This window comes from Flavobacterium sp., from assembly GCF_020217025.1.
Taxonomy (GTDB): domain Bacteria; phylum Bacteroidota; class Bacteroidia; order Flavobacteriales; family Flavobacteriaceae; genus Flavobacterium.
The window spans coordinates 1-10,000 of sequence record NZ_JAIWOF010000130.1 but is presented as its reverse complement, the minus strand read 5'-3'; the positions used below and the strand labels follow the sequence as shown (position 1 = coordinate 10,000).

Sequence of the window (10,000 nt, the reverse complement as noted above, 5' to 3'; positions counted from 1 at the left end):
TTGGCTAATTGTAAATCGGTTTTGTAATCTACCGAAATAATTAAGTCAACTCGTCTAAAACCATTTGCTGTATAATTGGTAATTACTCCATTTGATAAAGCGGCATTTGGAATTACAATTTGTTTGTTATCTGGCGACGTGATAACTGTAGAGAATATTTTAATGTCTTTAACCGTTCCTAAAACATTTTGTGCCTCTATAAAATCTCCGATTCTAAAGGGTTTAAAAAGAATAATTAAAATACCACCTGCAAAATTAGAAAGCGAACCTTGTAACGATAAACCAATCGCTAAACCAGCAGCTCCTAAAATTGCAACAAAAGAAGAAGTTTCAATGCCAAGTTTTGAAATTACAGTTACAAAAAGTAAAATACGAAGTGTCCAAAAAATAAGATTTCCAATAAAAGTTGATAGCGTAACTTCTACATTACGTTTTACCATTATCTTTTTTGCTGTTTTGGTTATAAAGCTGGTCGCCCATAGTCCAACAAGAAGAATTAAAACAGCAACTACAAATTTTGGAGAATACTCTAAGATTAGTTTTTTAATGGTTTCGAAATAATTTTGAATTTCAATTGGTGTCATATTCTTTTTTTTGCAAAGATATTGAACACAGAAATCTTAGAAAAATAAAAAAGCGCCTATGTTATTAGACGCTTGTTAAGTTATTCAATTTCAAATGTGATTTTTAAATTTACCCTGAATTCAGTTATTTCGTTATCTTTGACCGAAGCGCTTTGATCTTGAACATAAACTGATCTAATGTTTTTTAGAGACTTTGCTGCTTGAGTTACAGCTTTTCTTGTGGCGTCTTCCCAACTTGAAGTTGAACTAGACAATACTTCAATTACTTTTAATACGGCCATAAAAAATAGATTTTAATATTAAATTAAAGTTAAGAAAATTATTTTAAATAATTGTTTTTGGAGCAATTGATAACATTAAATTAACGTAAATCTAAATTTCTTAAAGGAATTTTGCATCGAAATTAATTCATAAAAAAATGGAACAAATTTATATTATAATGTTAATCGCATTAGCGATTCTTGCAATTACCGATTTAATGGTAGGAGTAAGTAATGATGCGGTTAATTTCTTAAACTCGGCTATTGGTTCTAAGGCGGTTTCGTTTAAAACCATTATGATTGTTGCGAGTTTAGGAGTTGCTGTTGGAGCACTTTATTCTAACGGTATGATGGAAATTGCGAGAAACGGAATTTTTACGCCAAGTATGTTCAGTTTCAACGATGTAATTATTATCTTTTTAGCCGTAATGATTACCGATGTATTGCTGTTAGATGTTTTTAATACATTAGGATTGCCAACATCAACGACAGTTTCTGTAATTTTCTCTTTGTTAGGAGCTTCAGTAGTTTTAGCGGTTTATAAAGTATATGTTAGTGGAGATGGCTTTGATACTCTTGGAAACTATATCAATACTGAAAAAGCTTCTGAAATTGTATATAGTATTTTACTTTCTGTAGCATTATCTTTTGCTTTAGGTTCGTTAGTACAATATGTGTCAAGGTTAATTTTCACATTTCATATCGAAAAAAGATATAAATATGTAGCAGCACTTTTTGGTGGAGTTGCTATGACAGCTATTACTTTCTTTATCTTAGTAAAAGGATTAAAATCAATCACATTTGTGCCTTCTGAAGTAAAAGATTTTATTAAAGAAAGTCCATTTACAATTATTGCGTATTCATTGGTTTTATGGACAATTGTTTGTCAATTATTAATTAGTGTTTTTAAATACAGTGTTTTTAAATTCATTATTATCGTTGGTACTTTTGGATTAGCACTTGCTTTTGCAGGTAATGACTTAGTTAACTTCATTGGAGTGCCAATTGCGGCTTATCAAGCTTTTGAAATTTGGGCTGCACCAGGACAAACAGTTGCTGCCAATGAATTTATGATGTCGGGACTTGAAGGTGAAAATTTACCAGCACCATTTATCTTTTTAGCATTAGCTGGTGTAATTATGGTTTACACTTTATGGACATCCAAAAAAGCTAGATCAGTAATTGAAACAGAGCAGAATTTATCTCGTCAAGGTGAAGGTAATGAGAAGTATAATGCTAATACGCTTTCAAGAAACATTGTAAGAGGATTTATGTATCTTGGTAATATTATTAGTTTTATTTTACCAAAATCGCTTCAGAAAAAATTAGACGCTCAGTTTGTTCAGCCTGAATATACTGGAAAAAGAGATGAGCAACCTATGTTTGATATGGTGCGTGCTTCTGTAAACTTAATTGTAGCTTCTATTTTGATTTCTATCGGAACTTCAATGAAATTACCATTATCTACAACTTATGTGACTTTTATGGTGGCAATGGGTTCGTCATTCGCAGATAGAGCTTGGGATAGAGAAAGTGCAGTATATCGTGTGGCTGGGGTTTTCAATGTTATTGGAGGTTGGTTTGTAACCGCTTTTGCAGCATTTTTATCATCGGCTATAATAGCGTACACTTTATTTATTGGAGAAGTATTTGCTTTCTTTGCTTTCATGATCATTGTGGCTATTTTCTTCTACAGAAGTAATCAAATTCACAAAAAGAAAGTAAAAGAAGAGGAAGAAATTAAAAGCTTAAGAAAAGAAGATATCGTAACATTGAAAGAAATGATTACTGAAAGTTCTTCTCAAATTTCTAAAGTTTTAAGAAAAACTAGTTCTTTATATTCTAATGTGGTTGATAATTTAGGGTTACAAGATTTAGCTAAACTTAAAGAAAATAAAAAAGCATTAAAAAAGCTTGAAAAAGAGATTGATGAATTAAAAAGTAATGTTTTCTATTTCATTAGAAACTTAGATGAAAATTCAGTTGAAGCGAGTAAGTTTTATATTTTAATTTTAGGTTATTTACAAGATATGGTCCAGTCGATTGATTATATAACATCAAGTAGTCATTCGCATGTGAATAATAATCACAAGAAACTAAAGTTCAATCAAATTCGTGATCTTAAAACAGTTGATGCACAATTGCAAGAATTGTTTAGTCGTTTAGAAGAGAGTTTTAAATCAGAAGATTTCTCCAAATTAGATGAGATTTTAAGAGATAAAAAAGTGTTCCTAGATACTGTTTCTGAATTAATCACAAAACAGATTACTAGAATTAGAACTACAGAAACAAGTCCTAAAAACAGTAAATTGTATTTCTCTTTACTTCTTGAAACAAACGACTTAATAAAATCAATTATGAATTTATTAGAGTTGTTTAAAGAATTTAATCAACAGAATAAGAAATAAAAAAAGAGCCGTAAGGCTCTTTTTTGTTTTTATATGGTTTAGAATTATCCGTTAATGGCTTCTACTTTTATGCCTTCGTCTTTCAGCATGTCTTTCAACATGTTTTCAATTCCATTTTTTAATGTAAAAGTTGATGAAGGACAACCGCTACAAGCACCTTGTAAAACTACCTTTACTCTTTTTTCTTCTGGGTCAAAAGATTCAAACATAATATTACCACCATCACTTTGAACAGCTGGTTTTACATATTCTTCAATAATGTTGATGATTTGCTGAGAAGTAACATCAAGTGTGTCAAAATAAGCTTCTTGTTGTTTTTGATGAATTTCTGTTTTCACAATTGCCGTTTCGTCAATTACAGTGTTTCCGTTTTCAATGTACTCTTTAATAAAAGTTCTTAACTCTAAAGTAATTTCATCCCATTCTGTTATAGCAAATTTGGTAACCGAAATATAATTTTCGTCGATGAATACTTCTTTTACAAAAGGAAATTTGAATAATTCTTTTGCTAATGGAGAAGCATTTGTTTCATCAATGTTTTTGCATTCCAATGCAGTTTTAGTTAGTAGTTTATTGCAAACAAATTTTAAAACCGATGGGTTAGGAGTGGTTTCTGCATAAACGGTTATCGGTTGTTTTTTTGTTTTGGTTTCATCTATCTTGATGATTTCTCCACCATTAGAAATGAACTCATTGATTTGATTGGCTACATCTTCTTTAACATCTTCCCATTCTACAATTGAAAATTTTTCAATTGCAATGAAATTTCCTGAAACATAGACTGTTTTAACAAAAGGAAGAAAGAATAATTGTTTTGCTAAAGGAGAATTTTGCGTTTCGTCAATATTTTTAAATTCAAAATTCTCAGTTCTAACAATAATTTCATCCAATTCAAATTTTACAATGGCTGGATTTTGAGTTATTTTAGTTGCGATTACTTGCATAATACTTATTTTTTTGCAAAGATACAAAGTTCATAAGATATGTAGTTTGTTTTAGCAGGTCACTTTTTTTATTTAACTTTTTATTAGATTTTGATAAATACAACGTAAATGTGTTATATAACATAAAAAATCACGTATTAAATCTAATAATATTTTAAGTGTATTGTAAAAGAAACACAAAAATTTATATCTTTGGCAAGTTCGTAGTAAAAAACCATATTTACTTATTGTTTTTTATTAATAATATTCTAATTTTAAGCATAGAGTTTGATTAGGATAGTAAGAGGTATGTTTTCATTAAACAATAACTACAATGAATTTTAAAAAGAGTTATTTTATTTTAGCATTTTTATTGGCACAATTTTCCTTTGCACAAGAAGGAATAGCTGTTTATTCTGATTATTTATCGGATAATTATTATTTAATTCACCCTTCAATGGCAGGTGCTGCTAATTGTGGTAAAATTAGATTAACTGGTCGTCAACAATGGTTTGGACAAGACGAAGCTCCATCATTACAAACTGTTAGTTTTAATACAGCAATTGATCAGGATGGTATTTCTGGTGTAGGGGTAATTTTATTTAATGATAAAAATGGCTATCATTCACAAAAAGGTGCTAAATTAACGTATGCTCACCATTTGAGATTTTCTAGAGGTACTGTTGATTTAAATCAATTATCTTTTGGATTAAGCACTGCTTTTGTTCAAAGTACATTAGATGGTTCAACTTTTACAGGGAATGATCCAGTTATTGTTAATGGAGTTATTCAAAAAGATGCATATTTTAATGTTGATTTAGGGGTTTCATATCACTACATGGATTTCTTTACTCATGTAACAATGAAAAACTTTTTAGCAAATCAAAGAAGAGAATTATATTCTAAAGGATTTGAATCAGACAACTTAAGTAAATTATTGTGGAGTGTAGGAGCTGTTTTTGGTAATGAGGATAGATTACTTTTCGAACCTTCTTTTATGTATCAACGTATTTCTGAGACTAAAGAATCTTCAATTGATTTAAACCTTAAAGTTTATAAAGCAGTTGACTTTGGTAAATTATGGGCTGCAGTTTCTTACAGAAGAAGTTTTGATAGCGCTCAGTATGAAGGCGGTAAGCAAAATTTACAATGGGTTTCACCAATTTTAGGTGTTAACTATAAAAACTTTATGTTTTCATATACATACAGTCATGTTATGGGTGATATTAAGTTTGATAATGGAGGTTTTCACCAAATTACTTTAGGTATGAATGTTTTCTGTAAAGACAAACAATGGGATTGTAATTGTCCTGCCGTTAATTAAGAATAAAAATTTCAAGTATATTTGTCCCGATTTATCGGGACATTTTTTTTAAAAGAGTTAATTATGTTGATTAAAGAAGTAAATGGGAAATTCCCTCAAATACCAGATGATTGTTATGTGGCTGAAAATGCTACTATTGTAGGAGAGGTTTCTTTTGGTTCCAATTGTAGCGTTTGGTTTAATGCGGTAATACGAGGTGATGTTAATTCAATAACAATAGGGAATAAGGTTAATATTCAAGATGGAGCCGTAGTTCATTGCACATATCAAAAACATCCAACGGTTATTGGAAATAATGTTTCTATTGGACATAATGCTATCGTGCATGGTTGTACAATAAAAGACAATGTTTTAATTGGTATGGGGGCTATTGTGATGGATAACTGCGTAATTGAGAGTAATTCAATTGTAGCTGCGGGTTCTGTTATTACGCAAAATACGGTTGTTGAATCGGGTTGTATTTATGCGGGTGTTCCTGCAAAGAAAGTTAAAGATATAGATCAAAGTGATTTTGCTGGTGAAATTGAACGTATTTCAAATAATTATGTAATGTATTCAGGTTGGTTTAAAGAATAAACTAAAAATTCTTATAAATTACATTTTCACAATTTCCTAGTATAGTTTTTAAAACTTCAGGCTCGCTATTCGTATAGAATATTTGCGAGCTTTTTTCATTTGTAAGATTTAATAAATGACTTTGTTCTAATATTTTTTGTGTCTGTTTGGCTACTGCTTCACCAGAATCAATTATTTTAATTTGTGGTGGAATGATTTTTTTAATCTGTGGAATCAAATAAGGATAGTGACTGCAACCTAGTACCAAATAGTCGATATTTTTTTCCACCATTGGATTTAGATAACTCTTTAATAATTCTTCCATTTCTGCGGAATTCATATCTCCATTTTCTATCAATTGAACCAAACCATGACCTATTTGTTCGATTATTGTAACGTCGGGATGATTTGCAACACTTTTGTGAAATAATTCGCTATTAAGCGTTCCTTTTGTGGCTAATATGCCAATTTTTTGCGTTTTAGATTGAAGTGCTGCTGGTTTTATAGCGGGCTCGATCCCGATGAAGGGAACATCATATTTAGATCTAAGTTCTTTAATAGCGTTTGTAGTTGCTGTGTTACAGGCTACCACAATTATTTTACAGTTGTTTTCTAATAGAAACTCGGTATTCTTGCAGCTAAGTGCAATGATTTCGTCTTTAGATTTTAATCCATAGGGTGCATTCTTACTGTCGGCAAGGTAAATTGTGTTTTCATAAGGCATTAAGGCATGAACTTCCTTCCATATTGAAGTACCGCCAATACCTGAATCAAACAAGCCTATTGGATTTTCGTTTATCATAACAACAAAAATAAAAAAAACTGCTTAATCTTAGCTAAGATTAAGCAGTTTTTAAAATTTTGGTTTGAATTAATTAGAAACCTAATGCTTTTTTAACATCAGCTAATAAATCTGTACCTTCAGCAACTAAAACGCCGCTTCCTGTAGTAGAGTCTAATACATAGTTAAAACCTTTTTCTTTTGCTACTTTTTTAATGGCAGCTTGTGCTTTTTCCATGATTGGCTTAATCAAGTCCATTTCTTTTTGACCTAATTCTTTTTGAGCATTTTGTTGAAATTGTTGAATACGAGAACCCATGTCTTGCATTTCTTTAGAACGTGTTTCGTTTAACGCGTCACCAGCAGTAGCAGATTCTTGTTCATATTTTTGTAATTTTGTTTGGTATTCAGCTACCATGTTTTTGTAATCTTTGTCATAAGTATCCTGAATTTTTTTCATTTGATCTTGCGCAGTTTTCATTTCAGGCATAGAAGTCATTAATGCTTGTACATCTATATGTGCAACTTTTGTTTGAGCTGAAACTTGTGTTCCAATGAAAAGTACGATTGCAATTGCTAAAGTTTTTAATTGTTTCATTTTTAATTTTAAAATTTAAGTTATTTAATTTTTGTTCTCTGTTTCTGTTTTTGGTTCTTTTGCTTTTTTACCAGCTTCTTTCTCCTCAGCTATTTTTTTCTTTTTTTCTTCTAAAGCTTTTTTTCTCTCTTCAAGTTTTTTATTTCTTTCGTCGATAAGTTTTTGTCTAGCCTCTTTAGGATCGAGCTTTTTTGTTTCTTCTTTTACGATGTCTTTATCTTCGTTTGGGCTTTTGTCTATTTTATCATCAACTTTTTCTTCTTTATCACCCTCTGAATTTTTATTTTCAATTACTGTGCCATTTTTTTTAGCATCGCGCTCCTCAAGTAATTTTTTTCTTTTTTCGGCGGCATCAGCTTTCTTTTGTTCGTTAGCTAATTTGCGCTCTTCTATTAATTTTTCTCTAGCAGCCTTTTTTTCATCTAAAATCCTTTTTCTTTCTGTAAATGCAGGATTTTCTTCAACAGCTTCGTCTAATGCCTCTTTTGCTTCTAAGGCTTTTAGTTGTTTTTTAGACATTTCTTCTCTTTTTTGAGAAGCAGTTAACTTTTTTACAACATAATCACTAATGTCGTATTTCTGAGCGGCAAATAACATTGTTAAATCAGACGATTTGTCAAAAACAAAATCATATTTTCGTTGTTCAGCAACATCTTGAACTATAGTGAAAATTTGATCTTGAATTGGTTTAACTAAAACAGATTTCTGAATAATTAAATCACCTTTTGGTCCAAAACGTTTTTCTTGATATTCTAAAAGTTCTTTTTCTAAATAAGCAATTTCTTCTTCTCTTTCCTCAATTAATTCTTTAGTTAAAAGTACTCTTTCTGTTTTTAAATTTTCTTTTAACTTATTGATTTCGGTTTTTTTAACTTCAATTTCTTGTTTCCATTTTTGTGCTTTTTGCTCTAATTGATTAATAGCATCGGCATAATCAGGCACTTTTTCTAAGATATATTCCATATCTATGTAGCCAATTTTAACTCCTCTAGCGGTTTGTGCTTTAGAAGAAAAAGTGATTAGTGCAAGAAGTATAAATAATAATTTTTTCATTTTAACTTAATTTTGTTTCGTAGCTGTCTTACTTAATGAATGTTAAACGCAATAAAATGTGAAATATTTTTACGAATTTAACAAAAAGTACGAACAAACCCTAAAATTGTTGCCCAATAATAAAGTGTGTTTGCCAACCACTTTTAACTGTTTCCCCAGGGATTGGATCAAATCCATGTGCAAAGTCGATACCTAATAAACCAAATGCTGGCATAAATATACGTAAACCTACTCCTGCAGAGCGTTGTAAATTAAATGGATTGTAAAGCTTGAAATCATTAAATGCAGAACCAGCTTCTAAAAATGAAAGGGCATAAATTGATGCTGATTGATTCAAAGTAATTGGGTAACGTAACTCTAATGAGAATTTGTTATAAACTGTTCCTCCATCTTGAGAAGATAAAGAGTTATTTGGATACCCTCTTAATTGAATGGTTTCTCTACCATCAAGTGAATAATTTGCCAATCCATCACCTCCTAAATAATAACGTTCAAAAGGTACTAAACCTCTATCAGAGTTATAAGCTCCCATAAATCCAAATTCTCCTAGCGTTCTAAGTACAAGTTTTTCGTATATTCTTGTGTACCAATCTGCTTTAAACTTAATTTTATAGTATTCTAACCAATTGAAACGTTTTTGGTCATATTTTGCTTTATCTAGTGAAGCTTGTTCCCAGTTTTCCCCAACAGTTTGATAAATTCCAGAACCTTCAAATGTTTCTTGAATATAATCACCAGCTACAGGATATTGCTCTTGATCATTTCCTTGAACTGCTATTCCTAAATTAGGGTCATATTGTAACTTGTATGCTTTTGAATTTTTTAATTCATTGTAGTCAATACCATTAAATAGTGAATACGGTAAAGTAAATTTTCCTGATATAGTGAACTCTGAACCCGTTGTAGGAAATATTGGATTAACTCCTTTACTGTTTCTTGATAAAGCAATCGTATAAGCTAAATTTCTTGATGAACCATTTCCAAAAGTAAATAATCCAGTATTGTAATTATTTAAATCATAGTATTGGAAAGAAACCGCCTGAGACAATACAAAGTAATCGTCTGGAACTGTTAATCTTTTTGCTATACCAACTGATAACGATGTTATGTTGAAACTTTGACTTCTTGTTACATCTCTAGTTCTGTAGTTATACAAGAATTGTTTACTATGAGATATAGATGTAGAGAAGTTTATAGGTTTTTTTCCGCCAAGCCATGGTTCTGAAAATGATAAACTATACGTTTGGAAATAAGAACTTCCCTGTAATCTTAAAGCCATTTTTTGTCCATCCCCCATTGGTAAAGGTTTGTAAGCTTCTTTTTTAAAGATATTTCTGGCTGAAAAGTTATTAAATGATAATCCAAGAGTTCCTATGAAACCACCACCGCCATAACCTCCTTGAAGTTCTACTTGACTAGATCCTTTTTCTACTACTTTGTATTCGATATCTACAGTTCCAGCTTGTGGATCAACGTTTTTAAAATCGGGTTTAATTGCTTCTGGATCAAAGAAA

Annotated in this window: 10 protein-coding genes; 3 read left to right on the top strand and 7 right to left on the bottom strand. The window is 30.6% G+C overall.

What is annotated here, in order from left to right:
- Both LDL23_RS06510 and LDL23_RS06505 read right to left on the bottom strand, forming a co-directional pair.
- Positions 1 to 584: mechanosensitive ion channel domain-containing protein (locus LDL23_RS06510; protein ID WP_291264984.1), on the bottom strand; the 584-nt coding region annotated here is incomplete at its 3' end.
- A gap of 80 nt (positions 585 to 664) precedes the next feature.
- The gene (locus tag LDL23_RS06505) at positions 665 to 865 is read right to left on the bottom strand and encodes a dodecin family protein (protein WP_026724334.1); all 201 of its coding nucleotides are present in this window, start codon (positions 863 to 865) and stop codon (positions 665 to 667) included.
- A gap of 137 nt (positions 866 to 1,002) precedes the next feature.
- Between LDL23_RS06505 and LDL23_RS06500 the strand changes: the two genes are divergently transcribed.
- A complete protein-coding gene (locus LDL23_RS06500; protein ID WP_291264983.1) occupies positions 1,003 to 3,252 on the top strand; it encodes an inorganic phosphate transporter in 2,250 nt (749 codons plus the stop codon).
- A 44-nt stretch (positions 3,253 to 3,296) separates the two neighbouring features.
- On the opposite strand, the gene LDL23_RS06495 is transcribed toward LDL23_RS06500, so the two are convergent.
- Entirely contained in the window at positions 3,297 to 4,196 is a 900-nt protein-coding gene (locus tag LDL23_RS06495; RefSeq protein WP_291264982.1) for a NifU family protein, read from the bottom strand.
- 313 nt (positions 4,197 to 4,509) lie between these two features.
- Here LDL23_RS06495 and LDL23_RS06490 point away from each other — a divergent pair, with 313 nt between their 5' ends.
- Together LDL23_RS06490 and LDL23_RS06485 are read left to right on the top strand one after the other, a co-directional pair.
- Positions 4,510 to 5,499, top strand: a complete 990-nt coding sequence (locus LDL23_RS06490) for a type IX secretion system membrane protein PorP/SprF (RefSeq protein ID WP_291264981.1) — start codon at positions 4,510 to 4,512, stop codon at positions 5,497 to 5,499.
- A 63-nt stretch (positions 5,500 to 5,562) separates the two neighbouring features.
- The gene (locus LDL23_RS06485) at positions 5,563 to 6,075 is read left to right on the top strand and encodes a gamma carbonic anhydrase family protein (RefSeq protein ID WP_194093319.1); all 513 of its coding nucleotides are present in this window, start codon (positions 5,563 to 5,565) and stop codon (positions 6,073 to 6,075) included.
- Between the two features lies 1 nt (position 6,076).
- On the opposite strand, the gene murI is transcribed toward LDL23_RS06485, so the two are convergent.
- The 4 genes from murI to LDL23_RS06465 all read right to left on the bottom strand — a co-directional run.
- Positions 6,077 to 6,856 carry a glutamate racemase gene (gene murI / locus LDL23_RS06480; RefSeq protein WP_291264980.1) on the bottom strand — a complete coding sequence of 260 codons (780 nt, stop codon included), beginning with the start codon at positions 6,854 to 6,856 and terminating at the stop codon, positions 6,077 to 6,079.
- Between the two features lie 73 nt (positions 6,857 to 6,929).
- On the bottom strand, positions 6,930 to 7,433 hold the full coding sequence (locus tag LDL23_RS06475) for an OmpH family outer membrane protein (RefSeq protein WP_291264979.1): 504 nt from the start codon (positions 7,431 to 7,433) through the stop codon (positions 6,930 to 6,932).
- Positions 7,434 to 7,457: 24 nt separating this feature from the next.
- Entirely contained in the window at positions 7,458 to 8,486 is a 1,029-nt protein-coding gene (locus tag LDL23_RS06470; protein WP_291264978.1) for an OmpH family outer membrane protein, read from the bottom strand.
- 100 nt (positions 8,487 to 8,586) lie between these two features.
- A partial coding sequence (locus tag LDL23_RS06465; protein ID WP_291264977.1) for a BamA/TamA family outer membrane protein occupies positions 8,587 to 10,000 on the bottom strand: 1,414 nt, incomplete at its 5' end.